This window comes from Pseudomonas sp. TE3644 (assembly GCF_056278815.1).
On record NZ_JBWBQF010000001.1, the window covers coordinates 6,924,211 to 6,940,893 of the forward strand.

General features: G+C 63.8%; 14 protein-coding genes and 1 pseudogene. 11 read left to right on the forward strand and 4 right to left on the reverse strand.

From position 1 onward, the window contains the following. The first annotated feature begins 32 nt into the window (after positions 1–32). The 4 genes and pseudogenes from ACZ9GA_RS30930 to ACZ9GA_RS30945 all read left to right on the forward strand — a co-directional run bounded on the left by ACZ9GA_RS30930 (position 33) and on the right by ACZ9GA_RS30945 (position 2,741). Positions 33–263: a hypothetical protein gene (locus ACZ9GA_RS30930; RefSeq protein WP_027980267.1), complete on the forward strand. Its 231-nt coding sequence runs from the start codon at positions 33–35 to the stop codon at positions 261–263. Continuing rightward, positions 260–562 carry a cell division protein ZapA gene (locus ACZ9GA_RS30935; protein ID WP_455922059.1) on the forward strand — a complete coding sequence of 101 codons (303 nt, stop codon included), beginning with the start codon at positions 260–262 and terminating at the stop codon, positions 560–562. The genes ACZ9GA_RS30930 and ACZ9GA_RS30935 overlap by 4 nt, the downstream gene beginning before the upstream one ends. Positions 563–851: 289 nt before the next feature. Next, positions 852–1,877: pseudogene (locus tag ACZ9GA_RS30940) on the forward strand (HAMP domain-containing protein); the annotation flags it as partial. Positions 1,878–2,012: 135 nt separating this feature from the next. Further along, a complete protein-coding gene (locus ACZ9GA_RS30945; protein WP_455926543.1) occupies positions 2,013–2,741 on the forward strand; it encodes a methyl-accepting chemotaxis protein in 729 nt (242 codons plus the stop codon). A 128-nt stretch (positions 2,742–2,869) separates the two neighbouring features. Here the strand turns inward: ACZ9GA_RS30945 and ACZ9GA_RS30950 are convergent, their stop codons facing one another. Further along, positions 2,870–3,907 (reverse strand): threonine aldolase family protein, encoded by a 1,038-nt coding sequence (locus tag ACZ9GA_RS30950; RefSeq protein WP_457358351.1) that lies wholly within the window; start codon positions 3,905–3,907, stop codon positions 2,870–2,872. A 351-nt stretch (positions 3,908–4,258) separates the two neighbouring features. Between ACZ9GA_RS30950 and glyA the strand changes: the two genes are divergently transcribed. The 7 genes from glyA to fdhA all read left to right on the forward strand — a co-directional run bounded on the left by glyA (position 4,259) and on the right by fdhA (position 13,192). Next, positions 4,259–5,512, forward strand: coding sequence for a serine hydroxymethyltransferase (glyA, locus tag ACZ9GA_RS30955; RefSeq protein ID WP_027980271.1), 1,254 nt, complete (start codon positions 4,259–4,261; stop codon positions 5,510–5,512). A gap of 15 nt (positions 5,513–5,527) precedes the next feature. Further along, a complete protein-coding gene (locus ACZ9GA_RS30960; RefSeq protein WP_457358349.1) occupies positions 5,528–6,778 on the forward strand; it encodes a sarcosine oxidase subunit beta family protein in 1,251 nt (416 codons plus the stop codon). Between the two features lie 18 nt (positions 6,779–6,796). After that, positions 6,797–7,093, forward strand: a complete 297-nt coding sequence (locus ACZ9GA_RS30965; RefSeq protein ID WP_027980273.1) for a sarcosine oxidase subunit delta — start codon at positions 6,797–6,799, stop codon at positions 7,091–7,093. Further along, on the forward strand, positions 7,090–10,107 hold the full coding sequence (locus tag ACZ9GA_RS30970; protein ID WP_457358347.1) for a sarcosine oxidase subunit alpha: 3,018 nt from the start codon (positions 7,090–7,092) through the stop codon (positions 10,105–10,107). Before ACZ9GA_RS30965 ends, ACZ9GA_RS30970 begins: the two co-directional genes overlap by 4 nt. Before the next feature lie 146 nt (positions 10,108–10,253). Further along, a complete protein-coding gene (locus ACZ9GA_RS30975; protein WP_457358345.1) occupies positions 10,254–10,886 on the forward strand; it encodes a sarcosine oxidase subunit gamma in 633 nt (210 codons plus the stop codon). A 108-nt stretch (positions 10,887–10,994) separates the two neighbouring features. Then, complete coding sequence (gene purU / locus ACZ9GA_RS30980; protein ID WP_455922056.1) at positions 10,995–11,852, forward strand: formyltetrahydrofolate deformylase; 858 nt, start codon at positions 10,995–10,997, stop codon at positions 11,850–11,852. 140 nt (positions 11,853–11,992) lie between these two features. Continuing rightward, on the forward strand, positions 11,993–13,192 hold the full coding sequence (gene fdhA / locus ACZ9GA_RS30985; RefSeq protein WP_457358343.1) for a formaldehyde dehydrogenase, glutathione-independent: 1,200 nt from the start codon (positions 11,993–11,995) through the stop codon (positions 13,190–13,192). Between the two features lie 642 nt (positions 13,193–13,834). Here fdhA and ACZ9GA_RS30990 read toward each other — a convergent pair. The 3 genes from ACZ9GA_RS30990 to ACZ9GA_RS31000 form a co-directional block, all read right to left on the reverse strand. Further along, positions 13,835–14,893: an IS110 family RNA-guided transposase gene (locus ACZ9GA_RS30990; protein ID WP_457363611.1), complete on the reverse strand. Its 1,059-nt coding sequence runs from the start codon at positions 14,891–14,893 to the stop codon at positions 13,835–13,837. Between the two features lie 520 nt (positions 14,894–15,413). Then, on the reverse strand, positions 15,414–16,076 hold the full coding sequence (locus tag ACZ9GA_RS30995) for an anti-sigma factor (protein ID WP_476227502.1): 663 nt from the start codon (positions 16,074–16,076) through the stop codon (positions 15,414–15,416). After that, on the reverse strand, positions 16,073–16,612 hold the full coding sequence (locus tag ACZ9GA_RS31000) for a sigma-70 family RNA polymerase sigma factor (RefSeq protein ID WP_457363610.1): 540 nt from the start codon (positions 16,610–16,612) through the stop codon (positions 16,073–16,075). Before ACZ9GA_RS31000 ends, ACZ9GA_RS30995 begins: the two co-directional genes overlap by 4 nt. Between the last annotated feature and the right edge of the window lie 71 nt (positions 16,613–16,683).

Consider the following 16,683-nt stretch of genomic DNA (forward strand, 5'->3'; position numbering starts at 1 on the left):
TTACCGCCCCTTGAAACTGCCGAGAAAACATCATGTTGGAAACCACCCTGAGTCAACTGGAACAACTGGTCGGTGAACTGGTTGAACAAAACCGCGTCCTGAGCGAAAACAACACTCAACTGAGTGCTCAACTGGCCCAGGCCAAGGAAGAGAACGAAAGCCTGCAACTGAGCCTGATGGAACAGGAAGAGAAGCAGACTTCCACCGTTTCGCGTATCCAGGCCCTGGTTCAGCGCGCTAGCGCTGGTGCCGTGAGCGCATGAGTACCGACCAGGAGTCGATCAAGGTCGTGTCGATCCTGGGCAATGACTACTCGCTCAAGGCGCCGCCGGGTGAAGAGCAGAAACTGCTCGACGCCACTCGCCTGCTCAACGCGTCATTGGCCGAGACCAAGCGCAAGTACCCTTCCCTCATCGGCGACAAGTTGCTGGTGCTGGCGGCGCTGAACCTGTGCTCCAAGCAGCTGGAAATGCAGCAGCAGCACAAAGAGGCGCTCAACCGTTATCAAGAGCAAGTCAACGCCACGGTTGATGTGATCAAGAACACCATCAGCCACGGCTGATCTTCAGGCCTCGCCATTCGCGGCGGGGCCTTTGCTCGATTCCCCCTCCCTCCCTATTACTGACCGTAGGAGCAGAGCTTGCTCGCGATGAGGCCGTGCCTGACGCACCGCAGTGCCTTTATCGCGACCAAGGTCGGCTCCTACGGTGTCGTGTGGATATTGTGTAACCGTTCGTCTGAGTGATGTATACAATCGGCATGGCTGTTGCAGGTCAGTCCGTGTAGACACTTAGAGGGTTACACCCATGCAGTTGTGGCGCCGCAGTATCCAATGGCAATTGATCCTCAGCATGGGCACGGCCCTGCTGGCCAGCATCCTGATTGTGGTGGGCATCTACACGGTGGTGGTCAACCGCCTGGCCCAGAGCTACCTGCTGGACACCGCGCTGCCCGCCAGCGTGGAGGCCATGCGCAACGACATCGAACGGATTCTGGTCAAGCCATTGACGGCGGCAACTGACATCGCCGGTAACACCATGGTGCAGCAATGGCTGGCAGAGGGCGAAAATAGTGCCCAAGTGCCATCATTCAGCCAATACCTTGAAGGCGTGCGCAGCGAGCACAAGGCGTTTTCCGCGCTGATCGCCAGCGCCGCCACCAACCGCTATTACACCGAGAAGGGCCTGGACCGCACCTTGAGCCGCAGCAGCGCTCAGGACGCCTGGTTCTACGAGTTCCTGGACAGCGGCAAGCCGCGCACCCTGAACATTGATACGGATACCGCCACCGGCGCCCTGACCCTGTTCATCGACCTGCGCGTGCAGCAGGCCGGCAAGACCCTGGGCATCGCCGGGCTGGGCCTGAGCATGAGCGAGCTGTCGGAGCTGATTCACAACTACAGCTTCGGTGAGCGCGGCAAGGTGTTCCTGGTGCGCAACGATGGTTTGATCCAGGTTGATCCCCAGGCTGACCTGAGCGGTAAACGCCAGCTGTCCGAACAGATCGGCCCCGAAGCCGCCAAGGCCGTACTCGGCCATACCGGCCTGAGTACCGGCCGCTTCCAGCGCGGTGGCGAGGATTACCTGGCCTTGGCCCTGCCCCTGCGCGACCTGAACTGGAGCCTGGTGGCCGAAGTGCCGGAATCGCAGATCTACGCCCAGGCGCGCCAGGCCATGTGGCTGACCAGCCTGATCGGCCTGGGCGTGGCGCTGGTGTGCCTGTTGCTGGTGGTGCTGCTGGCGCGCGGGCTGGTGCGGCCGATTCGCCAGGTGACGGCGGCGTTGGTGGCCATTGGCAGTGGCGGGGGTGACCTGACGCACCGCCTGGACGATTCGCGCGCGGATGAACTGGGCGACCTGGCCCGTGGTTTCAACCGCTTTCTGGGCAGCCAGCGCGACATGATCGCCGACGTATTGGGCACCAGCGAACGGCTGCGCACCACCGTTGGCCATGTGGCGAAGGTGGTGGACAACACCGCCGAACGTGCTGGCAGACAACAGGAAATGACTGACATGGTGGCCACCGCCGTGCATGAGATGGGCCTGACGGTACAAGAGATCGCGCGCAACGCCGGCAGTGCGGCCGAAGCTTCGCAAAGTGCCCGGGATGAAGCGCTGCAGGCGCGCGATGTGGTCGGTCGTTCCATCGCCCATATCGAAGGCATGTCGGTGGAAATCGGCAGCGCCGCAGGTGCGGTGACCGAGTTGGCGGACCAGGTGGGTTCGATCGATCAGGTGCTGGCTGTAATCCGTGGCATTTCCGAACAGACCAACCTGCTGGCGCTCAATGCCGCCATCGAAGCGGCGCGGGCCGGGGAGATGGGGCGCGGGTTTGCGGTGGTGGCCGATGAAGTGCGCACCTTGGCCCAGCGTACCCAGGCCTCCACCGATGAGATCCAGAAAATGATCGGGCGGCTCAAGCAGGGCGCAGAGACCGCCGTGGCGTCGATGCACAGCGGGCAGGCGGCGACGGGCACCGGGGTTGCTTCAAGCCAGCGCACCGGCGCGTCGTTGACGGCGATTACCGATCAGGTGGAGCGCATCAGCGACATGAACCACCAGGTGGCGACGGCGACCGAGGAGCAGACAGCGGTGACCGAGGAGATCAACCGCAACGTGCAGGGTATTTCCGACCTGGCCCGGGCTACGGCGGGGGAAGTGCGTAGCGGGCGGGAGGAGTGTCAGGTGTTGCGTGGGCTGGCTGATGATCTGGCGCGGCAGATGGGTGGGTTCAAGTTGTAATTCACAGGCATCATTTTCCTGGTGTGGGAGCGGGCTCTGCCCGCGAAAAGCACACCGCGTAGCACCTGATACTACGTGGTGTTCTTTTCGCGGGCAGAGCCCGCTCCCACGAGGGGAGTTGCGTTGTGTCAGCTCATCACCTGCCGAATATCCGCCGCCAACTGCCGCACCCGCGCCTCTTCGGTGTCCCACGAGCACATGAACCGCGCCCCTCCGTTACCGATGAAGGTATAGAACCGCCAGCCCTTGCCGCGCAACGCTTCCAGTGCCGGCTCCGACATCTGCAGGAACACCCCGTTGGCTTCCACCGGGAACATCAGTTCCACGCCAGGGATGTCCGCCACCAACTGGCTGAGCAACTGCGCGCAATAGTTCGCATGCCGCGCATGCTTGAGCCACGCATCGTTCTCCAGCAACCCCACCCACGGCGCCGACAGAAAGCGCATCTTCGAAGCGAGTTGCCCTGCCTGCTTGCAGCGGTAATCAAAATCCACCGCCAGCTCATGCTTGAAGAACAGAATCGCCTCGCCCACGGCCATGCCGTTCTTGGTGCCGCCGAAGCACAGCACGTCCACGCCCGATTTCCAGGTCAGCTCGGCCGGCGAGCAACCCAGGGTGGCGCAGGCGTTGGCGAAGCGGGCGCCGTCCATGTGCAGGTTCAGGCCCAGTTCCTTGCAGGTGGTGCTGATGGCTTTCAGCTCGTCGGGGCGGTACACGCTGCCCACTTCGGTGGCCTGGGTGAGGGTGACCACCCGCGGTTTGGGGTAGTGGATGTCCTGGCGCTTGAGCGCCACTTCGCGGATGGATTCGGGGGTGAGCTTGCCGTTTTCGCTGCGGGCGGTCAGCAGCTTGGAGCCGTTGGAGAAGAACTCCGGCGCGCCGCATTCGTCGGTCTCGACGTGGGCGGTCTCCGAGCAGATGACGCTGTGGTAGCTCTGGCACAGCGACGACAGCGCCAGGGAGTTGGCCGCGGTGCCGTTGAAGGCGAAGAACACCTCGCAGTCGGTCTCGAACAGGCGACGGAAATCGTCGGCAGCGCGGGCGGTCCACTGGTCGTCGCCGTAGGCGCGCTGGTGGCCGTGGTTGGCCTGTTCCATGGCCGCCCAGGCTTCGGGGCAGATGCCCGAATAATTGTCACTGGCAAACTGCTGGCTTTGTTCGTTCATGGCCGGTTCCTTGTGATCGTCTAGCCGGTCACTGTAAACCACCGCCCACGCGGCGCCTATGGGGCACTTGTTACAACCCCACTCTCTGTGGGAGCGGGCTCTGCCCGCGAAGAAAACACTGCGGTACCAGGCCCTGCGCGGCGTTCTTTTCGCGGGCAGAGCCCGCTCCCACAGGGAATGTCCCGTGCAATTCCAGGGGTTTTGCAGCCTATGTCGTTAACGCACCTTTGTGTGGCGCGCGCAGGCATCTGGTCTATAAGCGCCAGCCCTACCATCGCATTCAAAGGGGGCCGCCAAAAGACGGTTCCCGACCAATACGAAAGGCGCCGCGCCGCCGCTGGGAGAACCGCGATGTTCAGCAAGCAAGACCAGATCCAGGGTTACGACGATGCACTGCTGGCGGCAATGAATGCCGAAGAACAGCGTCAGGAAGATCACATCGAGCTGATCGCCTCGGAAAACTACACCAGCAAACGCGTGATGCAGGCCCAGGGCAGCGGTTTGACCAACAAATACGCCGAAGGCTACCCGGGCAAGCGCTACTACGGCGGCTGCGAGCACGTGGACAAGGTCGAGCAGCTGGCCATTGATCGCGCCAAGGAGCTGTTCGGCGCCGACTACGCCAACGTCCAGCCGCACTCGGGCAGCCAGGCCAACGCCGCGGTCTACCTGGCGCTGCTGTCGGCTGGCGACACCGTGCTGGGCATGAGCCTGGCCCACGGCGGTCACCTGACCCACGGCGCCAAGGTCAGCTTCAGCGGCAAGCTGTACAACGCCGTGCAGTACGGCATCGACACCGACACCGGCCTGATCGACTACGACGAAGTAGAACGCCTGGCCGTCGAGCACCAGCCAAAAATGATCATCGCCGGCTTCTCGGCCTACTCCAAGACCCTGGACTTCCCGCGCTTCCGCGAGATCGCCGACAAGGTGGGTGCCTACCTGTTCGTCGACATGGCCCACGTGGCCGGTCTGGTCGCCGCTGGCCTGTACCCCAACCCGATTCCGTTCGCCGACGTGGTGACCACCACTACCCACAAGACCCTGCGCGGTCCACGTGGCGGCCTGATCCTGGCACGTGCCAACGAAGCCCTGGAAAAGAAACTCAACGCCGCGGTATTCCCCGGTGGCCAGGGCGGCCCGCTGATGCACGTCATCGCCGCCAAGGCCGTGTGCTTCAAGGAAGCGCTGGAGCCAGGCTTCAAGGCCTACCAGCAGGAAGTCATCAATAACGCCCAGGCCATGGCCGCCGTGTTCATCGACCGTGGCTACGACGTGGTGTCCGGCGGTACTGACAACCACCTGTTCCTGGTCAGCCTGATTCGCCAGGGCCTGACCGGCAAGGACGCCGACGCCGCCCTGGGCCGCGCCCACATCACCGTCAACAAGAACGCCGTGCCTAACGATCCACAGTCGCCGTTCGTGACCTCGGGCCTGCGCATCGGCACCCCGGCCGTCACCAGCCGTGGCTTCAAGGTGGCCCAGTGCACCGCGCTGGCCGGCTGGATCTGCGACATCCTCGACAACCTCGGCGATGCCGATGTGGAAGCCGATGTGGCCAAGAATGTCGCCGCCCTGTGCGCAGACTTCCCGGTTTACCGCTGAGTTGGAGTAACCACTATGCAACGCTATTCGGGCTTCGGCCTTCTCAAGCACTCCCTCAGCCACCACGAAAACTGGCAGCGCATGTGGCGCACGCCCACCCCTAAAAAGGTCTACGACGTGGTCATCGTCGGCGGTGGCGGGCATGGCCTGGCCACGGCCTACTACCTGGCCAAGGAACACGGCATCAAAAACGTCGCCGTGGTCGAGAAAGGCTGGCTGGGCGGCGGCAACACCGCCCGCAACACCACCATCGTGCGCTCCAACTACCTGTGGGACGAATCGGCCCACCTGTACGAGCACGCCATGAAACTGTGGGAAGGCCTGTCCCAGGACCTCAACTACAACGTCATGTTCAGCCAGCGCGGCGTCTACAACCTGTGCCACACCCTGCAGGACATGCGGGACTCCGAGCGCCGCGTCAGCGCCAACCGCCTCAACGGTGTCGACGGTGAACTGCTCAACGGCAAGCAAGTGGCCGACGAGATCCCGTACCTGGACTGCTCGAAAAACACCCGCTACCCGATCATCGGCGCCACCGTACAACGCCGTGGCGGCGTGGCCCGTCACGACGCCGTGGCCTGGGGCTTTGCCCGTGCCGCCGACGCCCTGGGCGTGGACCTGATCCAGCAGACCGAAGTGATCGGCTTCCGCAAGGAAAACGGCGTGTGCATCGGCGTGGAAACCAACAAGGGCTTCATCGGCGCCAAGCGCGTCGGCGTGGTCACTGCCGGTAACTCCGGGCACATGGCCAAGCTGGCCGGCTTCCGCCTGCCGGTCGAATCCCACCCGCTGCAGGCGCTGGTGTCGGAACCGATCAAGCCCATCATCGACAGCGTGATCATGTCCAACGCCGTGCACGGCTACATCAGCCAGTCCGACAAGGGCGACCTGGTAATCGGCGCCGGTATCGACGGCTGGGTCGGCTACGGCCAGCGCGGTTCGTACCCGGTGATCGAGCACACCATCCAGGCCATCGTCGAGATGTTCCCGGTGCTGTCGCGCGTACGCATGAACCGCCAGTGGGGCGGCATCGTCGACACCACCCCGGACGCCTGCCCGATCATTTCCAAGACCCCGGTCCCGAACATGTTCTTCAACTGCGGTTGGGGCACCGGTGGCTTCAAGGCCACCCCGGGTTCGGGCAACGTCTTCGCTGCAAGCCTGGCCAAGGGCGAGATGCACCCGCTGGCCGCGCCATTTTCCATCGAGCGTTTCCACAACGGCGCGCTGATCGACGAACACGGCGCTGCCGCGGTCGCCCACTAATTACAGGAGAACCCCTACATGTTGCATATCTTCTGTCCTCATTGCGGCGAACTGCGCTCCGAAGAAGAGTTCCACAGCTCCGGCCAAGCCCACATTCCACGCCCACTGGACCCCGGTGCCTGCACCGACGAGCAGTGGGGCGACTACATGTTCTTCCGCGACAACCCCCGTGGCCTGCACCACGAACTGTGGATTCATGCCGCCGGCTGCCGCCAGTACTTCAACGCCACCCGCGACACGGTGACGTACGAGATTCTCGAAACCTATCCGATCGGCACCAAGCCTCAGTTCACGGCCGCGGGAGATAAAGCATGAGCCAGGTCAATCGCCTGTCCAGCGGCGGTCGTATCGATCGCAGCAAGAAAATCACCTTCACCTTCAACGGCCAGAGCTACACCGGCTATGAAGGCGACACCCTGGCCGCCGCGCTGCTGGCCAACGGCGTCGACATCGTGGGCCGCAGCTTCAAGTACTCGCGCCCACGCGGCATCATCGCCGCCGGTACCGAAGAGCCGAACGCCATCCTGCAGATCGGCGCCACCGAAGCCACCCAGATCCCCAACGTGCGCGCCACCCAACAGGCGCTGTACCAGGGCCTGGTGGCCACCAGCACCAACGGCTGGCCGAACGTCAACAACGACATGATGGGCATTCTCGGCAAGGTCGGCGGCAAGCTGATGCCGCCGGGCTTCTACTACAAGACCTTCATGTACCCGCAGTCCTTCTGGATGACCTACGAGAAGTACATCCGCAAGGCTGCCGGCCTGGGCCGCTCGCCCACCGAGAACGACCCGGACACCTACGACAACTTCAACCAGCACTGCGACGTGCTGATCGTCGGCGCCGGCCCTGCCGGCCTGGCCGCAGCGCTGGCCGCTGCCCGCAGCGGTGCCCGCGTTATTCTCGCCGATGAGCAGGAAGAGTTCGGCGGCAGCCTGCTGGACACCCGCGAAAGCCTGGACGGCAAACCGGCCGCCGAATGGGTAGTGCAGGTGGTCAACGAGCTCAAGGGCCTGGCCAACGTGGTGCTGCTGCCGCGTGCCACCGTCAATGGCTACCACGACCACAACTTCCTCACCATTCACGAACGCCTGACCGACCACCTGGGCGACCGCGCCCCGATCGGCCAGGTGCGCCAGCGCATCCACCGTGTCCGCGCCAAGCGCGTGGTGCTGGCCGCCGGTGCCCATGAGCGTCCGCTGGTGTACGGCAACAACGACGTGCCGGGCAACATGCTGGCCGGTGCCATCTCTACCTACGTGCGCCGTTACGGCGTGGCGCCAGGCAAGAAACTGGTGCTGTCCACCAACAACGACTACGCCTACCGCGTGGCCCTGGACTGGTTCGACGCCGGCCTGCAGGTAGTGGCCGTGGCCGATGCCCGTCACAACCCGCGTGGCGCCCTGGTGGAAGAAGCGCGTGCCAAGGGCATCCGCATCCTGACCTCCAGCGCCGTGATCGAATCGCGTGGCAGCAAGCACGTGACCGCTGCCCGTGTTGCCGCCATCGATGTCAAATCCCACAAAGTGACCAGCCCCGGCGAATGGCTGGACTGCGACCTGATCGGCAGCTCCGGCGGCTACAGCCCGGTGGTTCACCTGGCGTCGCACTTGGGTGGCAAGCCGATCTGGCGTGAAGACATCCTCGCCTTCGTACCCGGCGATGCACCGCAGAAGCGCGTGTGCGTGGGCGGCATCAATGGCGTGTTCAACCTGGCCGACGCGCTGTCGGACGGCTTCGAAGGCGGCGCCCGTGCGGCGGCCGAGGCGGGCTTCAAGATTGTCGAAGGCACTGTGCCGAAGGCCTTGAACCGTCAGGAAGAGCCGACCCTGGCGCTGTTCCAGGTGCCCCACGACAAGCCGACTGCCCGTGCGCCGAAGCAATTCGTCGACCAGCAGAACGACGTCACCGCCGCCGCCATCGAACTGGCGACCCGCGAGGGCTTCGAGTCGGTGGAACACGTCAAGCGCTACACCGCGCTGGGCTTCGGTACCGACCAGGGCAAACTGGGCAACATCAACGGCCTGGCCATCGCGGCCCGGAGCCGTGGCATCTCGATCACCGAGATGGGCACCACCATGTTCCGCCCCAACTACACCCCGATCACCTTCGGTGCCATTGCCGGGCGTCACTGCGGCCACCTGTTCGAACCGGTGCGCTTCACTGCCCTGCATGCCTGGCACGTGAAGAACGGCGCCGAGTTTGAAGACGTCGGTCAGTGGAAGCGCCCTTGGTACTTCCCGAAACGCGGCGAAACCATGCACTCCGCCGTGGCCCGCGAATGCAAGGCCGTGCGTGACAGCGTGGGCCTGCTGGACGCCTCCACCCTGGGCAAGATCGATATCCAGGGCCCGGACGCCCGCGAGTTCCTCAACCGCATCTACACCAACGCCTGGACCAAGCTGGACGTGGGCAAGGCCCGCTACGGCCTGATGTGCAAGGAAGACGGCATGGTCTTCGACGACGGCGTTACCGCCTGTCTCGCCGACAACCACTTCCTGATGACCACCACCACCGGCGGCGCTGCCCGTGTGCTGCAGTGGCTGGAAATCTACCAGCAGACCGAATGGCCGGACCTGAAGGTGTACTTCACTTCGGTCACCGACCACTGGGCCACCCTGACCCTGTCGGGCCCCAACAGCCGCAAGTTGCTGAGCCACGTGACCGACATCGACCTGGACAAGGACGCCTTCCCGTTCATGACCTGGAAGGAAGGCAAGGTCGGCGGCGTGCCGGCGCGGGTGTTCCGTATCTCGTTCACCGGCGAGCTGTCGTACGAAGTCAACATCCAGGCCGACTATGCCATGGGCGTGCTGGAGCAGATCGCCGAGGCGGGCAAGCAGTACAACCTGACCCCGTACGGCACCGAGACCATGCACGTGCTGCGTGCCGAGAAGGGTTTCATCATCGTCGGCCAGGACACTGACGGCTCCATGACCCCGGACGACCTGAACATGGGCTGGTGCGTAGGCCGCACCAAGCCGTTCTCGTGGATCGGCTGGCGTGGCATGAACCGCGAAGACTGCGTGCGTGACCAGCGCAAGCAGCTGGTAGGCCTGCGCCCCGTGGACCCGAACAAGGTATTGCCGGAAGGCGCGCAACTGGTGTTCGACACCAAGCAGACCATCCCCATGAGCATGGTCGGTCACGTGACCTCCAGCTACATGAGCTCCACCATGGGCCATTCGTTTGCCCTGGCGGTGGTCAAGGGCGGCCTCAAACGCATGGGCGAGAAGGTGTATGCGCCGCTGGTGGATGGCAGCTTCGTTGAAGCCGAAATCTGCAGCTCGGTGTTCTTCGACCCCAAAGGCGAACAACAGAACGTTTAACCCCTCGGACCTCGCTCCCCCCGTGGGAGCGGGCTCTGCCCGCGAATGCGATGGTGCTGCCACTGGCCTCTTCGCGGGTAGAACCCGCTCCCACAGGTTCGGAGTAAGGCTTTAAGGGTTCTATGATTTTTTTGACAGGTGTCCCCATGACCACAGTCAACGTATACGAACAACGCCCAGCCTCGGGTGCCAAGGTCGAGTCGCCGCTGCACCACGCCGACCTCGCCAGCCTGGTCGGCAAGGGCCGCAAGAACGCCGGCGTGAAGCTGCGCGACAAGAAACTGCTGGGCCACTTGACCCTGCGTGGCAACGGTCACGACCAGGCCTTCGCCGGTGGCGTGTTCAAGGCGCTGGGCTTGGAACTGCCGGGTGCCCTGGCCATGGTTGCCAGCGGCGACACCTCGCTGCAATGGCTGGGCCCGGATGAATGGCTGCTGGTGGTGCCGGCCGGCGAAGAAGTGGCCACCGAGAACCGCCTGCGTGAAGCGCTGGATGGCCAGCATTTCGCCGTGGTCAACGTCAGCGGCGGGCAAAGCTTGCTGGAACTGAGCGGCCCCAAGGTGCGCGAGGTGCTGATGAAGTCCACCAGCTACGACGTGCACCCCGACAGCTTCCCGGTGGGCAAGGCGGTGGGCACGGTGTTCGCCAAGTCGCAGCTGGTGATTCGTCGCCCCAGCGAAGATGTGTGGGAGCTGGTTGTACGTCGCAGCTTCTCCGATTACTGGTGGCTGTGGCTGCAGGATGCGTCGGCCGAGTATGGCCTTGAGATTGTTGGCTGACTTTGCTGGCCTCTTCGCGGGCACGGCCCGCTCCTACAGGGTTGGCGCTGAACCTGTAGGAGCGGCCTGTGGCCGCGAAGGCCCCACCACCGAGATGGAGCCGTACCCATGAGCCGCGCCCCCGATACCTGGATCCTTACCGCCGATTGCCCCAGCGTGCTCGGCACGGTGGACGCGGTGACCCGCTACCTGTTCGAACAGGGCTGCTATGTCACCGAGCACCATTCGTTCGATGATCGCCTGTCGGCACGCTTCTTCATCCGCGTCGAATTCCGCCAGCCCGATGGCTTTGACGAGCAGTCCTTCCGCGCCGGCCTGGCTGAGCGCGGTGCTGCTTTCGGCATGGTCTTCGAACTGACCGCCCCGCACTACCGCCCCAAGGTGGTGATCATGGTCTCCAAGGCCGACCACTGCCTCAACGACTTGCTCTACCGCCAGCGCATCGGCCAACTGCCCATGGATGTGGTGGCCGTGGTCTCCAATCATCCGGATCTGGAACCTTTGGCGCGCTGGCACGAAATTCCCTACTACCATTTCCCCCTGGACCCCAACGACAAGCCCGCGCAGGAGCGAAAGGTGCTCAAGGTCATCGAGCAAAAGGGTGCGGAACTGGTGATTCTCGCCCGCTACATGCAAGTGCTGTCGCCCGAACTGTGCCGCCGCCTGGATGGCTGGGCCATCAACATCCACCATTCGCTGCTGCCCGGCTTCAAGGGCGCCAAGCCGTACCACCAGGCCTACAACAAGGGCGTGAAGCTGGTAGGCGCCACGGCGCACTACATCAACAACGACCTCGACGAAGGGCCGATCATTGCCCAGGGCGTCGAGGTGGTCGACCACAGCCACTATGCCGAGGACCTGATTGCCAAGGGTCGCGACATCGAGTGCCAGACGCTGGCGCGGGCGGTGGGTTTCCATATTGAGCGGCGGGTGTTTCTCAACGCCAACCGCACGGTCGTCTTGTAAGGAGTAATACCGGCGCCGAATTGGCAGTTGTGGGAGCGGGCTCTGCCCGCGAAGCAGGCACCGCAGTGTGATCTTCGCGGGCAGAGCCCGCTCCCACACGATTTGCGCAATCTCAATAAATACAACAATGAGGTGAAAGCATGTCTGGTAATCGCGGTGTGGTGTATCTCGGCGGCGGCAAGGTCGAGGTGCAAACAATTCCCTTCCCGAAAATGCAGGATCCACGCGGAAAACGCATTGAACACGGCGTCATTCTGCGCGTTGTCTCCACTAATATCTGCGGCTCCGACCAGCACATGGTGCGCGGCCGTACCACGGCCCAGGTCGGCCTGGTGCTGGGCCACGAGATCACCGGCGAAGTGCTGGAAGTCGGCAAGGACGTGGAAAACCTCAAAGTCGGCGACCTGGTGTCGGTACCTTTCAACGTTGCCTGCGGCCGCTGCCGGTCGTGCAAGGAACAACACACCGGCGTTTGCCTGACCGTCAACCCGGCCCGCGCTGGCGGTGCCTACGGTTACGTCGACATGGGCGACTGGGTGGGTGGCCAGGCCGAATACGTGCTGGTGCCTTACGCCGATTTCAACCTGCTGAAACTGGGCGATCGTGACCGGGCCATGGAGAAAATCCGTGACCTGACCTGCCTGTCCGACATTCTGCCTACCGGTTACCACGGTGCCGTCACTGCAGGCGTAGGCCCGGGCAGCACCGTGTATGTTGCGGGCGCAGGCCCCGTTGGTCTGGCGGCCGCTGCCTCGGCCCGCCTGCTGGGCGCTGCAGTGGTCATTGTCGGTGACGTCAACCCGGTGCGCCTGGCCCACGCCAAGGCCCAGGGTTTCGAGATTGCCGACCTGTCCAAGGACACCCCGTTGCACGAGCAGATCGCCGACCTGCTGGGCGAGCCGGAAGTGGATTGCGCCGTCGATGCGGTGGGCTTCGAAGCCCGCGGCCACGGCCATGCCGGTGCCCAGCACGAGGCCCCGGCCACGGTGCTTAACTCGCTGATGGGCGTGGTGCGCGTGGCGGGCAAGATCGGTATCCCTGGCCTGTACGTGACCGAAGACCCGGGCGCCGTGGATGCTGCGGCGAAGATCGGCAGCCTGAGCATTCGCTTCGGCCTGGGCTGGGCCAAGTCCCACAGCTTCCACACCGGCCAGACCCCCGTGATGAAGTACAACCGCCAGCTGATGCAGGCCATCATGTGGGACCGCATCAACATTGCTGAAGTGGTGGGTGTGCAGGTGATCACCCTGGACCAGGCGCCGGAAGGCTATGGCGAGTTCGATGCCGGCGTACCGAAGAAATTCGTGATCGACCCGCACAAACTGTTCAGCGCTGCCTGACCCCGTAGCCGCTGCCGCCAGGCTGCGCTGGTCCCTGAGTTCGCTGGAGATTTTCGGTGCGGCATAGGGCCAGCGCAGCCTTCGGCAGCGGCTACACCGATCTGTAGCCGCTGCCGCCAGGCTGCGCTGGTCCCTGAGTTCGCTGGAGATTTTCGGTGGGGCATAGGGTCAGCGCAGCCTTCGGCAGCGGCTACACCGATCTGTAGCCGCTGCCGCCAGGCTGCGCTGGGCCTTGAGTTCGCTGGAGATTTTCGGTGGGGTATAGGGCCAGCGCAGCCTTCGGCAGCGGCTACACCGATCTGTAGCCGCTGCCGCCAGGCTGCGCTGGGCCTTGAGTTCGCTGGAGATTTTCGGTGGGGTATAGGGCCAGCGCAGCCTGCGGCAGCGGCTATGTATGGACTCGCCCCTCCTGTCTACCCGCTTTTGAAAAACTGCCGCCCGTTGCATCTATGTATTAGGCCTATTCAAGGAAGCCGCTTTGGGCCTCTGGCCGACATTGGAAGAGCTCGTGGTATGCCGATTACAGTCAGGCCTCGAAGGCCGCTAGCCGCTTAGGCATCAATCCACGCCGATCCTATCTGGGGTCAATGTTTTTCAGCACAGGGTTGGACAGTAGTTACCTCGGTGGCAGAACTCGGTGGATCAGTGGCTCATCATCGCTGGCTGGCCGCTGCCATGCTGTCGACGATAAGTCTGGTCATTCTGTAGAAGCCTCCAGACGATACGCAGGTTGCGATTGGCCAGCCGGACCGCAGCCTGTTTGCGGCCCAGGCGGCTCATCCAGCGCAGTAATCGGCGGTCGTCGGGTTGCTCCGAATCGGATCGCAGTTGTTGCAGCACCGCGTGCGCGCCCTGGATCATCAGGCTGCGCAGATATGAATCGCCTCGCTTGCTCATACCGCCCAGGCGAACTTTATTCCCGCTGCTGTGTTGGTCGGGAACCAGGCCAAAGTAGGCCGCGAACTTGCGTGCATTGGGGAACCGTTCGGGCTGGGTTTCCTTGGCTACCAACGCCGTGGCGGTGACCGGACCGATACCGCGCACGCTCATCAGCCGCTTGGCCGTGCTGTCGGCATTTGCCGCTGCTTCCAGACGGCCCGTCAACACCGCAATGCGCTCGCCCAAAAAGCGCCATTCCGCGAGCAGTTCATCGATCAACTCGCGCAACATGGCTGGCACTGGTTGAGTAGCATCCTCCAATACTCGTGGAATTCTCTGGCTGATGGCGATATCACCTTGAGCCAGGACCACGCCGTGCTCAAGCAGCAGGCCGCGCATCTGATTACTCAATGCCGTGCGGCGGCGCACATAGCCCTGGCGGGCACGATGCAATGCCTGCATGGCAAGCGCCGCAACGCTCTTGATCGGTACTGCGCAGATTTTCTCATCACGACCGGCCCGCAAAATCGCCAACGCATCGTTACGATCGTTTTTGGGTCCTGTGCGGTGTGCCGTCACCAACTTGGCCGGCAAAATCCGAGCCTCGACGCCCTGTTCCTGCAGCTGTCGCGCCCAGGCTTGAGCACCTGGCCCCGTCTCCATCAAGACTATGACGTGAGGTGCCAGTTGTTGAAGGAATTCGTAGAACGCTTCGCGCGACTTGAGGCGCTGTTCATAGTGCACGTGGCCTAGAGCGTCTTCGCCGGCAACCTGGAAGACATGTTTGGCCAGATCGACCGCCACGGTCGTGCAGACCGACAAATTGGCGGAAGACAAGGATTGATCAATCGAAGTATGCTTTTTCATGGACTCGCCCTCGCTGTCGTTGGCTGTTTAGACTGCCACCGTGGCGCATTGACGCCTCGGCTTGGGCGAGTCCATCCAATTACACCGATCTGTAGCCGCTGCCGCCAGGCTGCGCTGGGCCTTGGGTTCGCTGGAGATTTTCGGTGGGGCATAGGGCCAGCGCAGCCTTCGGCAGCGGCTACACCGATCTGTAGCCGCTGCCGCCAGGCTGCGCTGGGCCTTGAGTTCGCTGGAGATTTTCGGTGGGGCACAGGGCCAGCGCAGCCTTCGGCAGCGGCTACACCGATCTGTAGCCGCTGCCGCCAGGCTGCGCTGGGCCTTGGGTTCGCTGGAGATTTTCGGTGGGGCATAGGGCCAGCGCAGCCTTCGGCAGCGGCTACACCGATCTGTAGCCGCTGCCGCCAGGCTGCGCTGGGCCTTGGGTTCGCTGGAGATTTTCGGTGGGGTATGGGGCCAGCGCAGCCTTCGGCAGCGGCTACAGGATTTGGCCGTGGTAGAGGACAGGCCCGGTTGGCTGGCCGGTGGGTGAACCACCGGCCGGTTCCAGGCTGATCGCCAAGGTCACCTGCGCGCCCAGCAACTTGCGCTGCGCTTCACTGAGCTTGATCCTTCCCCTGCCTCCCTCAGGCATCAACCCCAACGACACCGGCATACCATTGGCCGGGATCGCCCACAATTCCATGCTGCGGTCAGCCGGTGCGCGACCCAGGGAAACGGGTTCCACCTGCAAATACTGGTCGAACGCTTCGATCTTCACCGCCGTCTGATCACCCGCGCCCACCAACGTGGCGCTGTACTGCGCCTGGTCACGCCCATGGAACAGGCCGATTGCCACGGCCAGCACCACAGTCGCCGCAACCGCCATCAGCCAGCCGCGCCGCCGCGAACGTCGCGGCATGTGCAGACGCTGCGGTTCGATACGGGCAACGATCTGCTCCCACACCTGCTCCGGCACAGGCTCTTCGGCGATGGGCGCCGTCAGGCTGGCCAGGGTTGCCTGCCACTGCGCCAGCTCCACCTGCAAACCGCGATCGTCAGCCATCAGCTGCTCGAAACGTCGCCGTGCCGTGGGCGGCATCAGTCCGATGGCGTAGTCGGCCGCCAGGGCGCGGCGCAGGGCCGGATCGTGGTAGTTCATGATTCAAGGCACCGGCGCAGGCGCTCCATGCCGCGCCTGATCCAGGATTTCACCGAGCCCAGTGGCGCCGACAGGTGCCGGGCCAGGTCAGCATTGGACAGGCCGTGGAAATAGGCGGTCAGGATCGACTGGCGCTGCATGCCCTCCAGGTCTTCCAGGCAGCGGCCCAGTGCCGAGGCTTCGCGGGTTTGATTGAGTTGTTCATGGGCCGACGGGCTGGCGTCGGCCAGGCTTTCCATCTGCTGGTCATCCAGCGGCAGTTCGTGGTGGCGCCGCAGCAGGTCGATGGCCAGGTGCCGGGTGATGTTGACCATCCAGGTCATCGGCGCGGCCAGGCTGGGGTCGTAACGCGATGCGTTGTGCCAGATGCGCACGAAACTCTCCTGCACGATTTCCTCGGCCAGGTCCCGACGCCCCACGCAGCGCAGCGCCACGCCATGCAGGCGCGCGCTGCTGGTGCGATACAGGGTCTCGAAGGCACGCCGGTTACCCTGCGCGCAGTCGGCCAGCAGCTGGCTGAGCGGATCGTTGTCGATGGTACGGTCTCCGCAGTGGGTGGCTGTTTGAGCCTAGCCCAGCGGGCGCCGCGTTGCCTGATATACGCGCA

Coding starts and splice junctions, on each gene's coding strand:
- ACZ9GA_RS30930 (WP_027980267.1), top strand. CDS start 33: ATGTTGGAAACCACCCTGAGTCAACTGGAACAACTGGTCGGTGAACTG.
- ACZ9GA_RS30935 (WP_455922059.1), top strand. CDS start 260: ATGAGTACCGACCAGGAGTCGATCAAGGTCGTGTCGATCCTGGGCAAT.
- ACZ9GA_RS30945 (WP_455926543.1), top strand. CDS start 2,013: ATGGTGGCCACCGCCGTGCATGAGATGGGCCTGACGGTACAAGAGATC.
- ACZ9GA_RS30950 (WP_457358351.1), bottom strand. CDS start 3,907: ATGAACGAACAAAGCCAGCAGTTTGCCAGTGACAATTATTCGGGCATC.
- glyA (WP_027980271.1), top strand. CDS start 4,259: ATGTTCAGCAAGCAAGACCAGATCCAGGGTTACGACGATGCACTGCTG.
- ACZ9GA_RS30960 (WP_457358349.1), top strand. CDS start 5,528: ATGCAACGCTATTCGGGCTTCGGCCTTCTCAAGCACTCCCTCAGCCAC.
- ACZ9GA_RS30965 (WP_027980273.1), top strand. CDS start 6,797: ATGTTGCATATCTTCTGTCCTCATTGCGGCGAACTGCGCTCCGAAGAA.
- ACZ9GA_RS30970 (WP_457358347.1), top strand. CDS start 7,090: ATGAGCCAGGTCAATCGCCTGTCCAGCGGCGGTCGTATCGATCGCAGC.
- ACZ9GA_RS30975 (WP_457358345.1), top strand. CDS start 10,254: ATGACCACAGTCAACGTATACGAACAACGCCCAGCCTCGGGTGCCAAG.
- purU (WP_455922056.1), top strand. CDS start 10,995: ATGAGCCGCGCCCCCGATACCTGGATCCTTACCGCCGATTGCCCCAGC.
- fdhA (WP_457358343.1), top strand. CDS start 11,993: ATGTCTGGTAATCGCGGTGTGGTGTATCTCGGCGGCGGCAAGGTCGAG.
- ACZ9GA_RS30995 (WP_476227502.1), bottom strand. CDS start 16,076: ATGAACTACCACGATCCGGCCCTGCGCCGCGCCCTGGCGGCCGACTAC.